General features: G+C 64.7%; 18 protein-coding genes. 7 read left to right on the top strand and 11 right to left on the bottom strand.

The window, feature by feature from the left end:
- Window positions 1–24: 24 nt before the first annotated feature.
- Window positions 25–480, bottom strand: coding sequence for a universal stress protein (locus tag ACSC1P_RS18610; protein ID WP_435361711.1), 456 nt, complete (start codon window positions 478–480; stop codon window positions 25–27).
- 156 nt (window positions 481–636) lie between these two features.
- On the opposite strand from ACSC1P_RS18610, the gene ACSC1P_RS18605 reads away from it, so the two are divergent.
- The 4 genes from ACSC1P_RS18605 (at window position 637) to ACSC1P_RS18590 (ending at window position 4,986) form a co-directional block, all read left to right on the top strand.
- Window positions 637–1,368 (top strand): fumarylacetoacetate hydrolase family protein, encoded by a 732-nt coding sequence (locus ACSC1P_RS18605; RefSeq protein WP_435361710.1) that lies wholly within the window; start codon window positions 637–639, stop codon window positions 1,366–1,368.
- A gap of 142 nt (window positions 1,369–1,510) precedes the next feature.
- Window positions 1,511–2,518, top strand: coding sequence for an ABC transporter permease (locus tag ACSC1P_RS18600; RefSeq protein WP_435361709.1), 1,008 nt, complete (start codon window positions 1,511–1,513; stop codon window positions 2,516–2,518).
- 4 nt (window positions 2,519–2,522) lie between these two features.
- Window positions 2,523–3,542, top strand: coding sequence for an ABC transporter permease (locus tag ACSC1P_RS18595; RefSeq protein WP_435361708.1), 1,020 nt, complete (start codon window positions 2,523–2,525; stop codon window positions 3,540–3,542).
- Between the two features lie 109 nt (window positions 3,543–3,651).
- Entirely contained in the window at window positions 3,652–4,986 is a 1,335-nt protein-coding gene (locus ACSC1P_RS18590; RefSeq protein WP_435361707.1) for a neutral/alkaline non-lysosomal ceramidase N-terminal domain-containing protein, read from the top strand.
- 33 nt (window positions 4,987–5,019) lie between these two features.
- Here the strand turns inward: ACSC1P_RS18590 and ACSC1P_RS18585 are convergent, their stop codons facing one another.
- The 3 genes from ACSC1P_RS18585 to ACSC1P_RS18575 form a co-directional block, all read right to left on the bottom strand.
- Window positions 5,020–6,048, bottom strand: coding sequence for a Gfo/Idh/MocA family protein (locus ACSC1P_RS18585; RefSeq protein ID WP_435361706.1), 1,029 nt, complete (start codon window positions 6,046–6,048; stop codon window positions 5,020–5,022).
- Window positions 6,049–6,141: 93 nt separating this feature from the next.
- The gene (locus tag ACSC1P_RS18580) at window positions 6,142–7,128 is read right to left on the bottom strand and encodes a Gfo/Idh/MocA family protein (protein ID WP_435361705.1); all 987 of its coding nucleotides are present in this window, start codon (window positions 7,126–7,128) and stop codon (window positions 6,142–6,144) included.
- Window positions 7,125–8,099 carry a Gfo/Idh/MocA family protein gene (locus ACSC1P_RS18575; RefSeq protein ID WP_435361704.1) on the bottom strand — a complete coding sequence of 325 codons (975 nt, stop codon included), beginning with the start codon at window positions 8,097–8,099 and terminating at the stop codon, window positions 7,125–7,127. Before ACSC1P_RS18575 ends, ACSC1P_RS18580 begins: the two co-directional genes overlap by 4 nt.
- A 93-nt stretch (window positions 8,100–8,192) precedes the next feature.
- Here ACSC1P_RS18575 and ACSC1P_RS18570 point away from each other — a divergent pair, with 93 nt between their 5' ends.
- Window positions 8,193–10,169, top strand: coding sequence for a hypothetical protein (locus ACSC1P_RS18570; protein ID WP_435361703.1), 1,977 nt, complete (start codon window positions 8,193–8,195; stop codon window positions 10,167–10,169).
- A gap of 148 nt (window positions 10,170–10,317) precedes the next feature.
- On the opposite strand, the gene ACSC1P_RS18565 is transcribed toward ACSC1P_RS18570, so the two are convergent.
- Entirely contained in the window at window positions 10,318–11,082 is a 765-nt protein-coding gene (locus tag ACSC1P_RS18565; RefSeq protein ID WP_435361702.1) for an IclR family transcriptional regulator, read from the bottom strand.
- 202 nt (window positions 11,083–11,284) lie between these two features.
- Between ACSC1P_RS18565 and ACSC1P_RS18560 the strand changes: the two genes are divergently transcribed.
- The gene (locus ACSC1P_RS18560; protein WP_435361701.1) at window positions 11,285–12,265 is read left to right on the top strand and encodes an LLM class flavin-dependent oxidoreductase; all 981 of its coding nucleotides are present in this window, start codon (window positions 11,285–11,287) and stop codon (window positions 12,263–12,265) included.
- The gene (locus ACSC1P_RS18555; RefSeq protein WP_435361700.1) at window positions 12,262–13,323 is read left to right on the top strand and encodes a Gfo/Idh/MocA family protein; all 1,062 of its coding nucleotides are present in this window, start codon (window positions 12,262–12,264) and stop codon (window positions 13,321–13,323) included. The genes ACSC1P_RS18560 and ACSC1P_RS18555 overlap by 4 nt, the downstream gene beginning before the upstream one ends.
- A 90-nt stretch (window positions 13,324–13,413) precedes the next feature.
- On the opposite strand, the gene ACSC1P_RS18550 is transcribed toward ACSC1P_RS18555, so the two are convergent.
- The 6 genes from ACSC1P_RS18550 to ACSC1P_RS18525 all read right to left on the bottom strand — a co-directional run bounded on the left by ACSC1P_RS18550 (window position 13,414) and on the right by ACSC1P_RS18525 (window position 19,672).
- Window positions 13,414–14,307: a Gfo/Idh/MocA family oxidoreductase gene (locus ACSC1P_RS18550; RefSeq protein WP_435361699.1), complete on the bottom strand. Its 894-nt coding sequence runs from the start codon at window positions 14,305–14,307 to the stop codon at window positions 13,414–13,416.
- A 52-nt stretch (window positions 14,308–14,359) separates the two neighbouring features.
- Window positions 14,360–15,376: a Gfo/Idh/MocA family protein gene (locus ACSC1P_RS18545; protein WP_435361698.1), complete on the bottom strand. Its 1,017-nt coding sequence runs from the start codon at window positions 15,374–15,376 to the stop codon at window positions 14,360–14,362.
- Window positions 15,377–15,452: 76 nt separating this feature from the next.
- Window positions 15,453–16,721 carry a CapA family protein gene (locus tag ACSC1P_RS18540; RefSeq protein WP_435361697.1) on the bottom strand — a complete coding sequence of 423 codons (1,269 nt, stop codon included), beginning with the start codon at window positions 16,719–16,721 and terminating at the stop codon, window positions 15,453–15,455.
- Window positions 16,722–16,747: 26 nt separating this feature from the next.
- Window positions 16,748–17,725 carry a Gfo/Idh/MocA family protein gene (locus ACSC1P_RS18535; RefSeq protein WP_435361696.1) on the bottom strand — a complete coding sequence of 326 codons (978 nt, stop codon included), beginning with the start codon at window positions 17,723–17,725 and terminating at the stop codon, window positions 16,748–16,750.
- 22 nt (window positions 17,726–17,747) lie between these two features.
- Complete coding sequence (locus ACSC1P_RS18530) at window positions 17,748–18,725, bottom strand: Gfo/Idh/MocA family protein (RefSeq protein ID WP_435361695.1); 978 nt, start codon at window positions 18,723–18,725, stop codon at window positions 17,748–17,750.
- Between the two features lie 80 nt (window positions 18,726–18,805).
- Window positions 18,806–19,672: a sugar phosphate isomerase/epimerase family protein gene (locus ACSC1P_RS18525; protein ID WP_435361694.1), complete on the bottom strand. Its 867-nt coding sequence runs from the start codon at window positions 19,670–19,672 to the stop codon at window positions 18,806–18,808.
- Window positions 19,673–19,720 lie beyond the last annotated feature (48 nt).

Genomic DNA, 19,720 nt, shown 5'->3' with positions numbered 1-19,720 from the left:
GAGGACTGTAAAACTACCGACGGCTCACTCCATCGCGACGGTCACGTAGCCGTCGAAGTTGAGCAACACCTTCTGTGCCCGGTCACCGAACAGCGCCTTTCCCGTGGGCGAGCGCCGACGGCCGGTGAGGAACACGTGGTCACACCCTTCCTCCGCAGCGATGGCGACGATTCGGTCTGCCTGCTCGTCGTCGTCGGCGACGGCACCCATCGTCTCGAACTCGGCATCGGCACCGAGTGCGTCCCGCCCTGCGGCCTCGGCAACCCCACGGGCGGCCTCGATTGGGGCATCAGCCCCGTACGACGTCGACTCGGCCGATGCGATCTGCTGGAGCGTCTCCTGGTCCTGGTGGAAACTCTCCTCACTGATGAACGAGACGAGCAAGAGCGAGGCGGGCGTGCCGCTGGTACAATCGGCCGCTTCTCGCAGGAGACTTTCGTGTGATTCTGTCGAATCGACGACGACGAGTGCGCGATCCATAGCGGACGTTCGTGAACCCACTGTATAAATATTCGTCTCGGCCGTCACGATGTGGCGGGGATTCACGGCTGGAACTGGTGACAGTCGGTACCAGTTCGGCAGCGACTGACCCCTCCCAAAACACTAATACAGGATACCGCGAACGTGACTGACACGATGCGACAGCTTCGCTTCCGTGACCCGACCGGGAGGACCCGCACTGGCGAGTACGACGACGGAACCGTCGAGGCGGGCGGCCAGACCTACGACCTCGACGACGTTACGGTCTTACCGCCCTGTGAACCGACGAAGATCGTCTGCCAAGCAGGCGGCTATCAGGCCCACCGTGACGAGGCCGACCGAGACCTCCCCGACCGCCCCGACTTCTTCCTCAAAGGACCGAATACCATCGCCGGCCACGGCGACGCGATAGAACTCCCGCCGGGGAAAGAACTCGTCGAGTTCGAAGCCGAGTTCGGCGTCGTCATCGACGAACAGTGTCGAGAAGTCTCGGCCGACGAGGCGATGGAGTACGTCCGCGGTTTCACCTGCGTCAACGACATCTCGAACCGCGACGACCAGTCGGAAGAACAGAACTGGGTCCGCGGGAAGGCCTTCGACGGCTCGCTCCCCATCGGTCCGTTCCTCGCCACGCCGGACGAGGTGCCTGCTGACGCGCGACTCGAACTTCGTGTGAACGGTGAGACGAAACAGGAGGCGACCCGCGAGATGCTCATCTTCACCGTCGCCGAACTCATCGAGGAGATCTCCCAGCTTATCACACTCGAACCCGGCGACCTCATCGCGACCGGCACGCCCTACGGTCCGGGGCCGCTCGCCGAGGGCGACGTAGTCGAAGTCGAGTTCGAGGGCGTCGGTGTCCTAGAGAACCACGTCACGACTCGATAGGTTCGACCGTCGAACTACTCTCGCGTTGCTGCTTTGATAGTGGAGTCACTGCCCCGTCCCCGCTGCTGGTTGTTTGGGATTGTGACCCATACTATTATATGTCTGCTGTGGGTTCTTTGGGTCATAGACGATGAGATATTACGTGAGTCGGATCGGGCAGGCAGTCTTCACGCTCTTCGTGGTCCTCACGATTTCGTTCTTCATGTACCGGTTGTTGCCGGGGGGACCCATCGAAGCGATGCGAGAGCAGTTGGTACAGCAGGCCGTGTCGCAGGGGGACCAGGTCGACATCGAGCGAATCAACCATCTCGTCGAACTCCGGACCGGGATTCAGCCGGACGAACCGGTCTGGAAGCAGTACCTGTTCTACCTCCGTGACATCGTTGTCTACCAGGACTTCGGACAGTCCATCTGGCAGAACAAGCCAGTGTTCGACCTACTGTTCAAGGCGATGCCCTGGTCCGTCTTCATCAGCATCTACGGGCTACTGCTCGGGTTCGTCACCAACATCCTCCTCGGCTCGCTGATGGCCTATCGCGAGGGCGGCCACCTCGACAAGTCGATGTCGCTCGTGGCGACGATTCTGACCTCGGTCCCGTACTACGTCGCGGCGATCCTCATGCTATCGGTCCTCGCGTTCGGCCAGGGGTGGTTCCCGACTGGTGGCCGGTACAATCACGCACTGACGCCGGGCTTTACGCTGCCCTTCATGATCAGCGTCATCAGGCACGCGGCCTTACCGATACTCACCGGGTTCGTCGTCGGCTTCGGCGGCCAGGCACTGGCGATGCGCGGGAACAGTATCCGCGTCATGGGTGAGGACTACATCCGCGTCGCGGAACTCCGTGGATTGGGTGAGGGGCGAATCGCGTCACGGTACGTGATGCGAAACGCCATCCTCCCGCTGTACACCAGCCTGATGATCGGCATCGCGAGCATCTTCAGCAGTTCCATCATCATGGAACAGTTGTTCAGCTACCCCGGAGTCGGGTGGTACACCTTCGGCGCCATCGAGAACAGGGACTTCCCCCTCCTCATGGGGATATTCCTGTTCTTCACCACTGTCACCCTCATCGGTGTCCTGATCGCCGAATTCACGTACGGCATCATCGACCCGCGGGCAACCACCGGCGAACGGGAGGCCTACTAACGCTATGAGCCACGATACCCTCAGGAAGACTGATTCGGAGCGGGGAAGTATCTTCGACGACGGAACGAGCGGCGCAGAGCGAACCAGCACGCGGCGCGAACGCACCTACCGCAAACTCGACCAGTACGTGTTGGCCCCGTTGCGGGTCGGCTTCTCCGACTGGCGGCTGCCGCTCGGCGGGTTCATCGTCCTCGCCTACATCCTCGTCGGCGTCGTCGGCGTCAGGTTCGTCGAAGAGCCGTCGCTGACCGACGGCGCACCGTACACGGCAGCGTTCGTCGATTCCTCGGTGCCACTCGGGACCGACAGACTCGGACAGAGCGTCGCGAAGCAGGTCGTCCACGCCACGCCGGCGATGCTGAAGATGGCGGTCGCTGGTGCCATCGTCGCGACCGGTATCGCCGTCTTCGTCGGGACCGTCGCCGGCTACAAGGGTGGCTGGGCGGACAACGTGTTGATGACGATTTCGGACGTCGTCATGACGATTCCCGCGTTGCCGCTCGTCATCGTCATCGCCGCCATCTACCAGCCGAAGGACCCGTTCATGGTCGGCATGATTCTGGCCATCGACAACTGGCCGGGCCTCGCCCGCTCGATTCGGTCGCAGGTGCTCACCATCCGTGAGGAGTCCTACATCGAGGCCGCTCGTGCGATGGACGTCTCGTCCGGCACCATCCTTCGGCGCGACGTGGTGCCGCAGCTGATGCCGTACATCCTGATCAACTCGGCGAACTCCGCACGCATCGTCATCTTCGAGTCGGTGGCGCTGTACTTCCTCGGCTTTCTGCCGTTCTCGACCCTCAACTGGGGCGTCATGATGAACCTCGCGTATCAGGCGGGCGCGATGGTCAACATGGGACAGTACGGTCACTGGCTACTCGTGCCGATGTTCGCGCTGACCCTGTTCTCGTTCGGGCTCATCATCCTCTCACAGGGACTCGACCGCGTGTTCAACCCGCAGCTTCGCGCCCGGCACGCCAAGTCCGTCGGTGGCAACGAGGAGACGGACATCGCCAACAGCTGACCGACCGAGCCGAGAGCCGTTCGTCTCTCTTACTCTCCGACTCGCCGCCCCTGACGCACGAATCGCGGGGATATACTTACCTGACAGCCCTGCGAAACGGTGACGTACGATGGTACCACCTGCGCAGACAGCACCGTCCGAGAAAGGTCGGTGGGCGGTCGGAACGGCGACTCGCGACATTACGCCCGACCAGTCGATGTGGATGGCCGGCTTCGCGAAGCGAACCGAGCCGTCCGATGGAACCGAGCAAGAACTGTTCGCGAAAGCGACCGCGCTAGAGGACGGAACCGGCACAGTCGCCGTCATCGCGACGGCCGACGTGCTGTTCGTCCCGCGAACGATGCGCGAACGCGTCGTCGAGCGTGTCACCAGCGGCCGCGGCCTCGACCCGGACGCGGTGATGGTGACGGCGACGCACACCCACTGCGGGCCGGAGTTCCGCGAGTTCAAACTCGATATGTACGCCGACGAAGACGGGCCGTACCACGAACGGGGTGCTGCCTACCGCGAGCGCCTCGAAGACGAACTCGTCGCTGTCATCGACGCGGCGGTACAGGACTGCCAGCCCGCAGCCCTGAGCTACAGTCACGCGCGCTGTGGGTTCGCGATGAACCGTCGACTCTCGGTCGAAGACGGCATCGCACACGTCCAAAACCCCGATGGGCCAGTCGACCACGACGTTCCGGTCCTCGTCGCGGAACGAGACGGAGAACCGGTCGCGATTCTGTTCGGCTACGCCTGTCACACGACGACCGTCTTTTTCACCCGCTTTAGCGGCGACTGGGCGGGTTACGCGACGCGATACGTCGAAGCGGAATATCCGGACGCGACCGCGCAGTTCGTGCTGGGCTGTGCCGGCGACCAGAACCCGTATCCTCGGCGAGAGCCGGAGCTCGTGGCGCAACACGGTCGGTCGCTGGCCAACGCGGTTCGGGCCGCAGTCGACTCTCGTCGGCAGCCCGTCAGAGGTCCGCTCAGAACCGTGTTCACCGAACAGCCGGTCACGTTCGAACCTGCACCGGACAGGGCCGAACTCGAGGCCATGTGCGAGAGCGAGGAGCGGTACCTTCGTGTTCGTGCGGAGCGACTGCTCGACGAGTTGGACGAGACGGGCGGTATCGCACAGTGCTATCCGTATCCGATACAGGCGTTCGGGTTCGGTGACGACCTCACGCTCGTCGGCCTCGGCGGCGAAGTGCTAGTCGAGTACGCCACGCAACTCAAGGAGTCGCTGCCCGGGCCCGTGTGGGTCGCCGCGTACGCCAATGCGGAGTTCACCTACGTTCCGACTGCAGACGCCGTCTACGAGGGTGGGTACGAGGGAACCGACGCGATACTTCGGTCGCAGTACGCCGGACCGCTCGAACCGACGAACGAGGACCGTATCCTGCGTCGAGCCCGGGCCCTCGCCGATAGAGTTCGCGGCGACCGGACGGTCGACTGAGTGCGGTTCGAGCGGTTCTAACGATTCGCGCGGTTATTCGTCCTCGACGATGGCGGCCAGTGGGTTCCCCGAGACGTCGAGCGGGAAGTCGACACGACCGCTCGTGCGCGCCGACTCCCAGACGCCAAAGACGAGTTCGGTCACTCGCAGGGCCCGTTCGGCGCGCAGTTCGCACGGCCGCTCTTCTCGGAGGGCGTTCACGACTTCTCGACACGCACCGACCTGTGCGTCACCGTCTGGAACGCCGACCGCCTCCCAGTCCCCACCGTCACGCCGTACCCGCAGTGGCGTCTCCGACCAGAACGAGAGTTCGAGACAGCCGCGGGTGCCCTCCACCCGGACGAGTGATGCTGCTTCGTCGGTTCCCTCGCCCGTGACGACGAGGCCATCGACGCCGTTTTCGTACCGGAACTGCGCGAGTCCCTGGTCTTCGGCGTACATGTTCGTGTACCACTTCCGGCCACTGCTGGCGTCGACGGCACCGAGTACCCAGTCGAGGTCGGTGTCGCCGGCGAAGTGGGTGGCGAGGTCTAAGTTGTGGATACCGGTCTGCATAAGGTCGGCGCGGTGGACCTCGACTCGCTCGACCTCGCCGATGGCTCCGCCGTCGAGTAGCCTGTCGATTTTGTCGACGACCGGACGGAACCGGTTCTGGAAGTTGAACGTCAACTGGACGTTCAGTGCCTCGCAGGTCGCGACGAGCGAGGTACACGCCTCCCACGTCGTCGCCATCGGCTTTTCACAGTGGATTGCGGCACCCGCTTCGGCACAGTCGGTGACGAGTGCGTCGTGGCTCGCGGGCGGTGTACAGACGCTCACGAGGTCCGGGCTCGCGTCGGCGAGCATCTCGGTGTGGTCGGTGTACGCTGAGTCCTCGGGGAGGTCGTAGTTCGACGCGAACGCCGCCGCGTTCTCCTCGTCGAGGTCTGCACAGGCCACGAGTTCGCACCCGTCGACTGCGGCGTACGCGTTCGCGTGCCGGTAGCCCATCGAGTAGCCGTCGTGGTCGCCGTCTGCGTCGGGGTCCGGGCCGGTGCCCAGGATAGCCACGTCCAGAGTCATACCGTCATCATCTCGTCTCTGCACTGTATAGCTATCGACTGACACGGTGGGTGTGACCAGCGCGCCTACGAGGCCGCCGACGTGGCGAGTGCCTCAGAAGTCGACTGGTTCCGGTTCACCGGAGGCCGCTGCCCGATACGCGGCCTCGACCACCGCGACCGCGTACTGACCATCGGCACCCGTGATTGCTGGTGGCCGGTTGGCCTCGACAGCCGCGAGGAAGTCACGAAGCAACCCTTCGTTGGGGTCGGTTCCCCAGAAGACGCTGTTGACGCCGGCGGCCTCACCCGAATTCCGGGTATGGAGCAGTCGCTGGTCGAAACAGTCGATGGCGAGTGTTCCCGACTCACCGACGAGTTCGAGCGTGGCGTCGCCCCACGTGTGCCACTCGTCCGGTCGACTCCACGACCCGTCGAGCACGAACGGTGTCCCGTCGTCGAGTTCCATCGAGAGGACGTTCACGTCGTCGACGGCGATGTCGTGAAAGCGCGTGTCGACTTCGGCGAACACTTCGGTCACGCGACGCCCAGTCAGGTGCAAGACGAGGTCGAGGACGTGGACGGTATGGTCCATGACGGCTCCGCCGCCGGCTTTCTCCGGGTCCGCGAACCAGCCGCCGGGCATTCGCCCTCGGTTGGTTCCCGAGAGCGCGAAGAGGTCGCCGACCGCGTCGTCCCCGAGTCGTTCCGCGGCGCGCTGTACCGGGTCGCTGAAACGAAGCGGCATCGCGACTCCGAGGTGGATGCCGGCCTCGTCGGCGAGCGAAACGATTTCTGACGCCTCGTCGAGGGACGGGGCGAGCGGTTTCTCACAGAGGACGTCGACCCCTGCGTCGGCCGCCCGTCGGACCCACTCGCGGTGGTCGGCGTTGGTCGCACAGACGACTGCGGCGTCGACGCGGGCCAGCAGGTCGCTACTGTCGGTGGACTCGGTCCCGTGCCGGTCGGCCGCCTCACGTCCTCGTTTCGGGTCATCGTCCGCGATTCCAACGAGTTCGGCGTCGTCGAGGTCGGAGAGCAGCCGAAGATAGGCGTCGGTGTGGACGTGCGCGGCCGAACAGACGCCGACACGGACCGTCATGGCTCCACCTCCGCAGGGTCGACTGGTCGTCCACTCGCCGCAGACTGTTCGGCCGCGAGTGAGAGTCGAAGTGCGGCGGTCGCGTCTGCGACCGTGACAGTCGGTTCGACGCCGTGTTCCAGACACTCGACGAAGTGGTCGAGTTGGCGACGATAGCCGTCGCGTGCCATCGTGTTCTGGACGCTCGACTCGTCGTCGTGGAACTCCCGGAGTGGCGCTGCAGACGAGTCGAGTTCGATGAGGCCGTCATCACCCGCCAATTCTAGTTCGCTCGTCAGCGTCCTACTCTCGGGTTGTGCCCACGACGCTTCGACGTAGCCGACGGCCCCGCTCTCGAATCGGAGGGTGACGACGCCGTGTTCTTGGCGCTCGCGACGACGCTGGCGCGCGAAGACCCGAGACACGTCGCCGAAGACCCACCGGAGGTAGTCGAGGTCGTGTATCGCGAGGTCGAGGAACAGGCCACCGCTCCGGTCTCGGTCGGCGTACCAGTCGTCGGACCCCCACTCTGGAAACGGCGAGAGTCGTCTCGCGCGGGCGACGCCGTGGGTCCCGATACCGCCATCCTCGACGCGGTCTCTCGCGGTTCGGTACGCCGGGAAGAAGCGGAGAACGTGGCCGACCATGCACGTGACGCCCGACGTCGAGATGGCGTCCGCGATGGCTTCTGCGTCTGCGAGCGACCCCGCGATGGGCTTTTCGAGGAAGACGTCACACCCGGCGGCGGCCGCTGTCTCGACCAGTGAGCGATGGGTGTCCGTCGGTGTGCAGATGTCGACGAAATCCGGGTCGGTTGCTCGACACAGAGTCTCGAAGTCGGTGAACGTCTCCGCGTCGAGGTCGAACTCGTCGACGAAGTCGCTCGGTCCCGTTCGAGAGGCGACGGCGACCACGTCGACGTCCATCTCGGCGTATCGTTCGAGGTGTGTCCGAGCCATGAACCCGGCTCCGACGAGGGCAACTGTTGGCATACCTCAATGCTTTCACGGCGCGGACATAAGCACACCGGCGTGAACGACTAAGTGCTCGTCACGAGAACGCGTGAACTGGAGGAAGCCAGTCAGATGATGTTTCCGGACGACCCCGACGCACGACGCCTCGCCTACCTCGACGCCATCGCAACGGACCCGCCGCCCGACCCAGATAGGGCGATAAACGAGGCGTGTCCGTCGGGACTCCCATCACACTCTCGGGCGTATCTGGCGATTCCACCGCTCGAACTCCGGCGGCGCGGGCACGACGCCCCACCCGTAAACGCCGACCACGTCTGGGTCACGATGGAACACGTTCGCTCTCGTGCCGACTGTGCCGACTTCGGACTGCACGCCCTGTTGCACCTCAGACACCGATACGCCGCCGATATCGATGCGTCTCTCCGCGACGCCATCGACGAAACGCTCCGCCGGGCTGTCTACTGGTTCGACGACGCCCCGACCGACTGCTGGTTCTCGACGGAGAACCACCAAGTGTTGTACGCGGCCGCCGAGTACCTCGCAGGCGACCTCCTCGCCGACGACACCTTCACCGTCACCGGAAAGCCGGGGACGTGGCATCGCGACCGAGCGAGGGGGCGTCTCGACCGCTGGCTCGACTGGCGTGCCCGATTCGGGTGGAGCGAGTGGCTCTCGAACCAGTACTACGACGAGAACGCCCTCGCACTGTTGCTGCTCGCGGAGTACGCCCCCGACGACGTGCTTCGACGGCGTGCCCGTGACCTCGTGAACGTCCTGCTGTACGAACTAGCAGTCGACAGTTTCGACGGCGCGCTCGCGACGACGCACGGGAGAGCGTACGCCGACGCGCTTCTCGACCCAGCACTGGAGCCAGTTGCGCCGTTGTGCTATCTCGGCTGGGGGACCGGCGACCCACCCCAGACCGTCGGCCTCGCCGCGCTCGTCCTCGCGACCGTCGACCACGATGTCCCCGACGTGATTCGTGCCGTCGGTCGGGACGACCCGCCCGAACTCGTCCACCGTGAGCGCCACGGCCTCGACGTGGGCGAAGCCGCCGCGTTTGGAGTCAACCCGGCCAGTCCCGACGACACGCTGTTCTTCTGGGGCCAACTCGTCATGGGCCATCGTGACGTCGCCGAGACGGCCCTATCCGTCTGTCCGCGAAGCTATCGCCGCCGCCACGCAGAGATCGCACCGGCGGTTTGCTACCATCGAGAGCACGCAGACGGACCGGACTACACACCCGACCCGAACAACACCGCCCTGACACGTGCCGAGATAACGACCTACCGGACGCCCGCGTGTTCGCTGAGCTGTGTCCAGGACTATCGCCCCGGGAAGTTCGGCTTCCAGCAACACGTCTGGCAGGCGTCGCTCGGCGACCGCGCCGTCGTCTTCACCAATCACCCGCAAGCGAAACGAGACGATGGGATGGCCACCTACTGGGGACGAAACGGGGTCCTCCCCCGTGCTGCATCCCACAGAAACGTCTGTGTCTCGCTCTATCGCGTCGGCGACCCGCCGTACGAGCCACCTGCGATTCCGGGGTTCGACGCCTCGCTAGCCGAGCAGCCGTTCACCCACGCCTACGTGCCTCGATTCGCGTTCGACGAGTGGGTCGAGTGTGGGGACTGGGTCTGCGGTCGCCGCGGCGACGGGTACCTCGCCATCGGGACGCCACAACCGACGAACTGGGCGCCGCCCACAGCGGAAGTCTGTGACCTCCTCGGCCTTGACGAGCCGACTCCCTACGACCTCGTCGCAGCCGCGACCGACACGGCGTGGGTCTGCGAGGTCGGTCGGCGCGAAGAACACGGCTCCTTCGACCGGTTCGTCGACGCCGTGTCTACCGCCTCGCTATCGGGCGATGCCGAGTCGATGACGTACACTTCGCCGTCGCTCGGGCGCGTCACGTTCGGTTGGGACGAGCCGTTCACCGTCGACGGCGACGAGGTCTCGTTGACTGGCTATCCACGGTACGACGGCCCGTACTGTACGGTCCCGTTCGGCGAAACTGCGGTTTCAATCGAGGCGGATGGCGAGCAGTGTTTGCTCGACCCTGGTACTACCGAGAACGACGACGTTTGACGGTCCGAAACACGTTTTCGAAATCATTACGATACTATGTTCGTAACGCTCACACCGGTTTTCCGGGGGGTCACCAGAACTAACGTTTCAGACGGTTGAATACGGGAGATAGAAGAACTGAAAACGGTGATTTTACACAGCCAAACGATTACAGCGACGTGGCGTTGATTTCGACGACGTTCACCGAGTGATAGAGCATCTCTGCGACCTCGTCGAGGCGGTCTTCGCTCATTCGACTGGTCGGACCAATGACCGCGATTGCGCCGTACACCGTGCCGTCCTGGTTCCGGATCGCCGCCCCGACGCCGGTGAGGCCGGCGATGCTCTCCTCTCTGTTGTACGCGAACCCCGACTCTGCGATTTCGTCCAGTTCCACCTGAAGCGCGTCGGGTTCCGTGATGGTGTTCTCGGTCAGCGACTCTAATTCGGTTTCGGAGATGTACTGCGACACCTCGTCCTCAGACTTACACGCAAGCAGTGCCTTCCCCACAGAGGTGTGATAGAGTTCGTTGCGATAGCCGACGTACAGTTCGGTCTGGACGGCGTCTTCGCCACGCGCCTTGTACAGGCAGACGCCGAGGTTCTGTTCTTCCACGGTGAACAGTGCCATCTCCCCACTCTTCTCCGCGAGCCGGTCGACTTCGTCCTTCACGATGTCGTATATCTCGTGTCTGTTCCGGACGCGGTGGGCCACGTCGATGAAGCGGAGCCCCAGTTTGTACTGGCCGTCTTCCTTGACGATGTACCCGTTCTGCCGAAGCGTCGAGAGGTGACAGTGAACCGTCCCCTTGGTCAGGCCGAGTTCGTTCGCCAGTTCCGTCACCCCCACCGACTCGTGCTCCTGAACGACGTCGAGCACGTCGAGCGACGTCTGGACCGCCTTTATCGGGTTGCGTGCGTCGTTTGCTGCCATACCTCTCGTTTAGCCAAGGGAAGTAAAAATGTTTGGGAGAGATGAACACGCGAGGGTCGATGCTCGGTTACCCCAGAGCCACGAGAAATGTGCGACGACACAACTTATAATACACCCGAGGCAGAAGGGGAGGTATGTTACGCATGCGCAGACTGCGCTACAGTTCTAGCAACCTTTGCCAGTATCCCGAGGTGGTGTACGCGTGAAGTTTGGTGTCTTCCTCAATCAGTACCACACCGAAGCTGGCGTGTTCGACGAATCACACCTCGTCGAACAGGCCGAACTCATGGAAGAAGTCGGGTACGATTCCGTCACCGTAGGCGAACGTCACGTCCACGACGAGGGATTCGTCGAACCCGTCACCGCACTCGCTGCCATCGCTGCGCGGACCGACTCGCTCCAGCTCGGGACCGCTGCGATGTTACCCGCGCTCTACGACCCGCTCCACCTCGCCGAACAGTTCACCACCATCGACCGACTCAGCGACGGGCGCGCGGCCTTCGGGGCGGCACTGGGCTACCGCGAGCGTGAACTCGAGGTGTTCGGCGTCGAGATGGACGAACGAGTGGGCAGGTTCATCGAGTCGGTTGGCCTGCTGCGCCGACTGTTCGACGGCGAGCGCGTCGACCACAGCGGTGACTTCTGGTACTACGACGACGCCTTCGTGACGCCGCCGCCGAAAGGCGACGTGCCCATCTGGATCGGCGGCCACGCGGACGTCGCCATCAAGCGAGCGGCCTACCGCGGTGACGCCTGGATCGCCTCTGCGTCGTCGACGCTCGAGGACCTCGAATACCAGATTGGTGTCTACGAGGACGCCATCGAGGAGTTCGACATGGACCGCTCCAAGAACGAGGTCATCTTGATGCGGGACTGTTTCGTCGCCGACACCACCGAGGAAGCGCGCGACGCCATCGAACCGTACTTGCTGAACCTCTACGAGATCTACGCGCGCTACGGCCAGACCTACATGGACGAACACGACGTGGAAGTCGACTGGTCGGAACTCGACGAGAAGTTCGTCATCGGGTCGCCCGAGGAGTGCGTCGAACAGTTCCGGGAGTACGAGGACCTCGGCGTCGACCACGTCCTCGTTCGGGTCCAGTTCCCGGGTCAGCCACAGGAGCCGACGATGACGTGTCTCGAACGACTCGGCGACGAGGTCATCCCGGCGTTCAAATGACTGCACGTATCGGCTACGTCGGTCTAGACCATCACCACCGCGCGCCATATCTGGAGAGTATCGCACAACTGGACTGCGACGTAGTCGCCTGTGCAGACCCATACGGTGCGACACCCGAAGCACTCGGTATCGACACGCTCGCCGACGTCCCGTACTACGAAGCCACGTCGGAGCTACTCGACGACACCGACATCGACCTCCTCTGGGTAACCGCAGCGAACCGGGAGACACCGGCGCTCGTCCGCGCAGCCGTCGAGCGAGGCGTCGACGTGTTCACGGAGAAGCCGGCGGCACGAACTGCTGCCGACCTCGAACCACTCGCAGACCGCATTCGAGCGAGCGACGCGACCGTCGGCCTCTCGTACACGTGGCGGGGTCATCCCATCTCCAAGCAGCTCAAAGAACTCGCCGCAGAAGGGTTCTACGGCGACGTTCGAGGCTTCGACATGCGCTTCGTCGCCTCCGCACTCGACCATCGCGACACCGACCACTACCTATTCGACGCCGACGCGAGCCGCGGCGGTATCGTCCAGTGGCTCGGCGTCCACTGGATCGACCTGCTCCAGTGGATACTCGACGAACCGGTCGTCCGCGTCAACGCGATGACGACGCACGGGACAGGAAGCGTCGACGTAGAGGATGGCGCGACCATCCAGCTGGAGACTGAGAGCGGCGCGATCGGCACCCACACGTGCAGTTACTTCCTGCGCGAAGGGCGGTACGACACGACGCTCAACGTCTACGGGTCCGACGGGCGGAGCCGCTGGGACCCGATGGGGTCGACGTTCGGCTTCGACGAAGAGACGACGGTCGAACTCGACTCTTCGGCCGACGACTGGACAGCGACGCCCCATCGCCAGGTGACCCACGAGTACACGCCGGTGCCGGGCTACGGCGGTGGCTGGGGGCTGTCGTTCTTCGAGCAGTTCCTCGCCGCACGTGACGGAGACGCACCGAATCCAGCAGACATCGCGGATGCGATTCGCGTTCTTCGCGTCCTCGACGCGGTGTACGAGTCGGCAGCGACCGACTCGTGGGTCCGGGTTTCGGGCCAGTAAGTCGCTTCGGTCGTCAGCAACCAGCAACCAATCAGCAGGGCGGTGTAAGTCGATTCGACCAGCCGCAGTCGTTCTTCCTTCTCACCATCGTCAGTAGTACGGTTCGTAGCTCCCGACGAAGGTCGACGAGTCCTTCTTCGTCTCGGTGAGGACATCGTCGTCGGGGGTAACACGCCGTCCCGCATCGAGTGCAGCCTCGACGGCGAGTCCGAGCTGTGCGGCGTCGATGAGCAGTGCCGTGTCGTCGCGGTCGCCGTAGATGGCGTGGACGAACGATTCGATGTACGGCTCGTACAGGGCCGCGAAACTGTCTTCGCCGCTTCGAATCTCGACGGCCGTGGTCGAGGAGTCGGTCACGTCGAGGACCCCGAAGACACCTTCGTCGGGCGTCCCGTCGTAGCGAATCCACGAGTGAACACCGTTTTCGAAGACGACACGGAGCGTCGTACCCGGGTCATCGGTCGGTTCGACGGCGGCCCACGGTGCGTCTGCGAGTCGCCTGAGCGTATCCGAGAGGTGGACGCGGTAGTAGTAGAAGTCGTTGTACCCCGCAGCGAAGATGGTACGATCTTCGCCACCACAGGGGAGGGCGCGCAACTCCGGGTGGAAGGGGACCGCCGACCCGCCACACAGTGGGGCCTCCTCGGCACTCGCTTCCAATCGGTCCAATGACGCGAGGTCGGCGGCGAGGGGTTTGTCGACGAGCGTCGGCACGTCGGCGTCGAGGAACGCGGTCGCGAGCGGGACGTGCGTCTCCCAGTCGACCGTGAGCACCATCGCCCCGTCGACCGATTCCGCCATCGTCTCCACGTCCTCGAACCGCTCCGCGTCGGTGTCGGCACAGAACTGGTCGACGTGCTCGTCGTCGCGGACCGTCCCGTCGTCCCAGACACCACCGATTGTCACGTCGTCCCGGTCGTCGAGTATCTCCGCGAACGCTGCTGGGTGGCTCGTATCGAGGCCGACGATTCCTACTTCTCGCATGGATTCACCCCGCTCGGAGTCGGCTCGTGGACCGACTGTTCGGGTAGCCTCATCAGTACTTGACCTCCACGGGTCTGCCAGCGGCCGCGGATTCGTAGGCGGCGACGCAGACGGCAGCCTCGCGGACACCGTCTCGCCCCGAGACCTCGGGTTCTCGCCCCGCTCGAATCGCGTCGATGAAGTCCACGAGGAGTGCTTCGTTGGGCTCTTCGCCCCAGTACGTCGACGCGATGCCGGGGTCGTCGCCCGAATCTCGCGTTTCGCGGAAGGTGTAGTCGAAGCAGTCGACGTGGAGGTCACCGTCGTCACCGAAGAGGGACAGCGTCGCGTCGCCCCAGTAGTGCCACTCCTCGGGTCGGTCCCACGAGCCATCGAGGGTGAACGGAGTCCCGTCGTCGAGTTCCATCGAGAGGACGTTGATGGTCTCCGTCTCCGGGCCGTCCTGCATAGTCGCCAACTCGGCGTGCACGCTCGTCACTTCGCGGCCCGTGAGCCAGCGGACGAGGCCGACGATGTGGACGGTGTGGTCCATCACGGCCCCGCCGCCGGCGTGTTCTTCGTCGGCGGACCAGCCCGTCTCGTGACGGTTGCGCAACTTCGCGCGGTTCGTCCCGACCGCCATCGTGAGGTCGCCGATGGCACCATCGTCGTAGGCGCGTTTGGCTCGCCGGGCGGGGTCGGTGAACGGGAGCGGCATCAGCATCGCGAGATTGACGCCTGCCGCCTCGCAGGTCGCAGCGAGGTCTGCGGCTTCGTCGCGGTCGGTCGCCAGCGGTTTCTCACAGAGGACGTCGACGTCGGCGTCGGCCGCCGCGCGAACCCACTTCCCGTGGGTCGTGTTGGTCGAGAAGACGAGGACACCGTCGCAGTCGTCGAGGAGCGCTTCGAGACCCAGAAACGGGACATCGTATTCGTCGGCAGCCCGTCGACCACGTTGCTCGTCGTCGTCGGTGAGGCCGACGAACTCCACGTCGGCCCGTTCCGAGAGGAGACGAGCGAACCCACCCGTATGGACGTGCGCTGTCGAGAGGAGTCCAAGTCGGACTGGCAACTCTCTATCGGTCGTCATACCCTACCATACCACGCCCCACCGAATAAAACCTTTCGACCACTTTAGACTTCAACGACACGTATCTATTCGGCCGTCACTCGCGGCGCGTCCACTCGAGTAGGCCGTCGACGGCAATCTGAATCTCGGGTGAGCGCTGGTCCGCCACCTCGCCGGTCAGGACGGCGAGCGCATCGGTCATGACCTGTCGATGGCCCTCGTAGCGTAAGACGTTCAACAACACGAGCATCTCCTCGCGGCGCGTCGTCTCGCTCGCGTCCCAGAGGTCCTGCTGTGTCGCCTCGTCGTGTGGCTGTTCTCGCGCCGCTTCGAGTGCGGCGGTATCGTGACCGACGCCCGTGAGCAACCAGTTCGAGTACGACCGGTAGAAGGTCTGGACGGCGACGGCCTGCCAGTGCGCGTCGAGCGCCGTCGACGTGCGGTCGGCGACGTCGTGCAGGTAGTCCAGATGGGTCTCGCGGTCGCGCTCGTCCGCGACACCGAGTTCGTGCACGACCGAGTCGACCATCGCCGTCGGGACGAGGTCGGCACCGACCAGTTCGTCGCCGTCGAAGTGGAGTTCCACAGTGAGACCCCAACTCGTCGCCGTGTCGTCGGCCATCTTGTCGAACGCGAAGTTGCCGAGGCTGTGGAAGATGGGCGTCCCGTCGTGGACCTCCCACCCCTGCGGGACGTGTGGATGGTGAGCGACGACGACGTCTGCACCCGCCTCAGCCAACTCGTGTAGCTGAGCGCGTCGCTCCGGTGATGGGAAGGGGACGTATTCGACGCCACCGTGTGAGACGAGGACGACGACGTCGAAGTCGGCCGCCGCGTCACGTACTCGCTTGCGTGCGTCTGGATGGCTGGACCACGCCGTTCCGGGACAGTCTGCGCGCGCCACGCCGAACTCGCGCTCGCAGACGTTGAGTATCGCGACACTGTTTCCCGCGGCCTCGAACGTCGCCGGTTCCAGTGCACGAGTGCGGTTCATGCCCGCCCCGCAAACCGCGAGTCCGTGCTGTTCACACTCGGTCATGGTCCGACGGAGGCTCTCCCAGTCGTAGTCCATCGAGTGGTTGTTCGCGAGAGCCGCCACGTCGAACCCCGCGTCGGCGAGGCGCGTCGGTGCAGCTGGGTCGTTTTCGAGGGGTGGTCCGCTCTTCGGGATTCCCGCAGTGCCGTCGGCTCTGACCGGGGCTTCGAAGTTGACCACAGCACAGTCTGCACCGGCGACACGGTCGTGGAGGGCAGGAGAAAGCAGTGAATCGTCGTCGCTGCGTCGGGCGGGGTCGAGACAACAGTCGCCGGCCGCGAACAGCGACCAGTCGCTAGACCCAGTAGTGAACTCGAGGCTGTCGGTCATCGAGAGGAACTCTCGTGGACAGGTGCTTAATCGTTGGCCTGGGTGGTGTCGATGGAGACTGGCTCGTTCGTCGTCTCGGAGTCGAGTGCTGCGCGTGCGATTCGCAGCACATCTGCCGCTTCAGCGACTGTAACCCGCGGCTCGGCGTCGCCCACGACACACTCGCGGAAGTGGACGAGGACGCGGCGGAGCGGGTCGACTTCGCCGACCGGGACGGCCCCGTTACTCGTCGAGACGCCAGGTGAGTCGGTCGTGTCGAACTCCACGAGGCCCTCGTCACCAGCGAGTTCGAAGCCGTACCCGGACGTACCGGCTTCGCGAACGGTCACGTGAAGGACGGTGTCGTCTGCGAACCGACCGGTGACGACGGCTGCCGGGATGCCGGCACGACGGACGAAGACGCGGACGAGGTCGCCACACACCCACTGAAGGAAGTCCAGTTCGACTCCGAGCGCCGCGAGCAGTTCGCCGTCGTCGCAATCTTCGTCCTCCCCGTCTACGCTCTCTTGCTGGTATCGGTGTGCGGCCCGGACGTTCCCGGCCGAGCCGAGCGCACCGCTGTCGACGCGCGCTTTCGCACGGACACGGGGCGGGGCGAATCGCGAGGTGAGCGTCGGAAGCACCAGACAGTCCGCCTCGGTTGCGGCGTCGGCGACGGCCGATGCGTCCCCGACCGACTCGGCGACTGGCCACGGCAAGAGGACAGGGACGTCCTGTTCGATGGCTTCCAGTGCGATTTCCCGGGTTCGGGCAGGGGCGGTGACACAGTCGAGTGCGTCGACTTTCCCCGTGTCGACGAGCGCAGGGACAGTTTCGACGGTCGTGGTGTCGACTGCTGGAGACACCCCATCCGTCGGGGCAACCGCCGTCACGGAGACCCCGTCGACGGTCTGCCACAGCGCAACTCGCCGTTCGAGACGGTCGCTCGGGCCGACGAGACCGAGGCCGAGGGTCGTCATCGTCGCCCCCGGACCGGAGTCGTCCGTCCAGCGGTCGGCCGACACCTGGCGAGTACTCGGCCGTCGCTCATGGACGGACCACCTCCCCAGTGTCGCTCGATTCGTACACTGCGCCGATGGCTCGCTGCACGGTCAGCGCCTCGTCGATGGTCCCAGTCGACGGCGGCTGGTCGGCGTCGACGGCGGCGACGAACGCCTCGACTTCCGGCGTCAACCAGACCGTCTCGCCCGTCTCGACGACGGTGGGTTCCTCGGTCGGGTCGTCGTATACCGTGAGCGTCTCGTCGACGAGGTCGAGTGTCGCCCCACCCTCGGTCCCACGGACGACGACTTCTTTGCGCAGTTCGCGGTTGGACGCCCACGCGGCTTCTAGCGAGATGGTCGACCCGTCTGCACAGCGGAGGAGTGCCGTGGCACTGTCTTCGACAGAGAGGGGTTCTCGTTCGCTCCGTGCGCGACCGTAGACACCCTCGACTGCAGGGAAGTCGATACTCGCGAGTGCGAGGTCGAGGACGTGGACACCGATGTCGACGAGTGCGCCACCTCCGGCGAGGGGCGCGTCGCGGAACCAGCCGCTCTCGGGGACACCATCGCGGCGGACGTAGGCAGCCTCGACGTGCTGGACCTCGCCGAACTCGCCTGCAGCGCAGCGGTCGAGGAGGGCCGTGGCACAGCCGTAGTAGCGCATCACGAAGCCAGCCGTACAGAAGGCGCTGGAGTCGCGCGCGGCGGCGGCGATGCGTTCGGCGCTCTCGACCGTGTGCGCGAGTGGTTTCTCGACGAGGACGTGGACGCCACGCTCCAGTGCGTCGACGGTGACCGCCTCGTGTACCGAGTTCGGGACCGTGACCACGACCGCGTCGACGCCCGAATCGAGCAATGCCTCGTGTGACTCGAACGTTGGGGCGTCGAACTCAGACGCGAATTCCTCGCGTGCCGCGGCACTCACGTCCGCGCCGACGACAGTGGCCCCTGCCTCGCGCAATCGCGTCGCGTGGGCCGTCCCCATCAGTCCGAGTCCTACGACTCCGACGTGTGCTGACATACCACCAGCGTCGGCCCGCTGGACCAAAACGGTTCGTGTTTGTGCCGCTTCGTCTCTCTCTCGCCTCGTGTCTCCCCCGTCTACCGCCCTGCGTTCGAGAGAAGACGGTCGAGTGTCTCGTGTTCTCCCCGCGCGATGGCGACCGGGTCGCGGTCGTCGGTCGGCGCGACGTGGCACTCGTCGGTGAGGAACCCGTCGTAGTCGATTGCGGCGAGTGCGTCGAACAGTGGCGCGTGGTCGGCGTCGCCCTCGTTCAGCAGAGCCGGTTCGAACCACTCCGCTCCTTCGACGGTCCGCACAGTGAATCGCCCGTCTCCGTCGCCGGCGACCCGCCGCTCGTCTTTGACGTGGACGTGACGGAGCCAGTCGCCGAGCATCTTCACCGACGCCGCACCGTAGTCCGACCGGGAGATGAACATGTTCCCGGCGTCGTGGATGGCACCGACGTTCTCGCGGTCGACCATGTCGAGGAAGTAGCGCGCGTCGGCGGCCGATTCGACGATAGTGCTGCTGTGAATCTCGACACCGAGTTCTTTGTCGTACTCGGCCGCGAGGTCCGCAGCACGTCGGAACCACCCCGCCGCCTCCTCGTAGTCGGACTTTTCGGCCTCGAACGAGGACGGCCCGCCGGGCCCGTGGCGGACGAGGTCCACGTCGAGTATCGTCGCGAGTTCACAGAACCGTTCGAGCTGGTCGAGTTGTTCCTCGCGCTCGTCCTCACTCTTGTCGAGGTAGCTGCCGGTGTAGGTCGCGAGACACGGGATCTCGAGCCCGAGGGCTGCGACGTGGTCGCGCAGCTCGGCTGCTTCCTCGTCGGTGGTGTCGACACCGAAGTGCGGGTCGCGACACATCAGTTCGACACCGTCGTAGCCGATGTCGGCGGCGACCGTACAGGCGTCTTTCAGACTGCGGTCGCTGAGTACCTTGGTGAATAGCGCGGTTTGCATCGACAGAGAATGCCACGGCGTGGAACTTGAGTGTTGTCCTGACGGTGA

The sequence above is a fragment of the Haloarchaeobius caseinilyticus genome (genome assembly GCF_051207395.1).
Taxonomy (GTDB): domain Archaea; phylum Halobacteriota; class Halobacteria; order Halobacteriales; family Natrialbaceae; genus Haloarchaeobius.
This window is presented reverse-complemented; position numbering and strand designations above follow the sequence as displayed.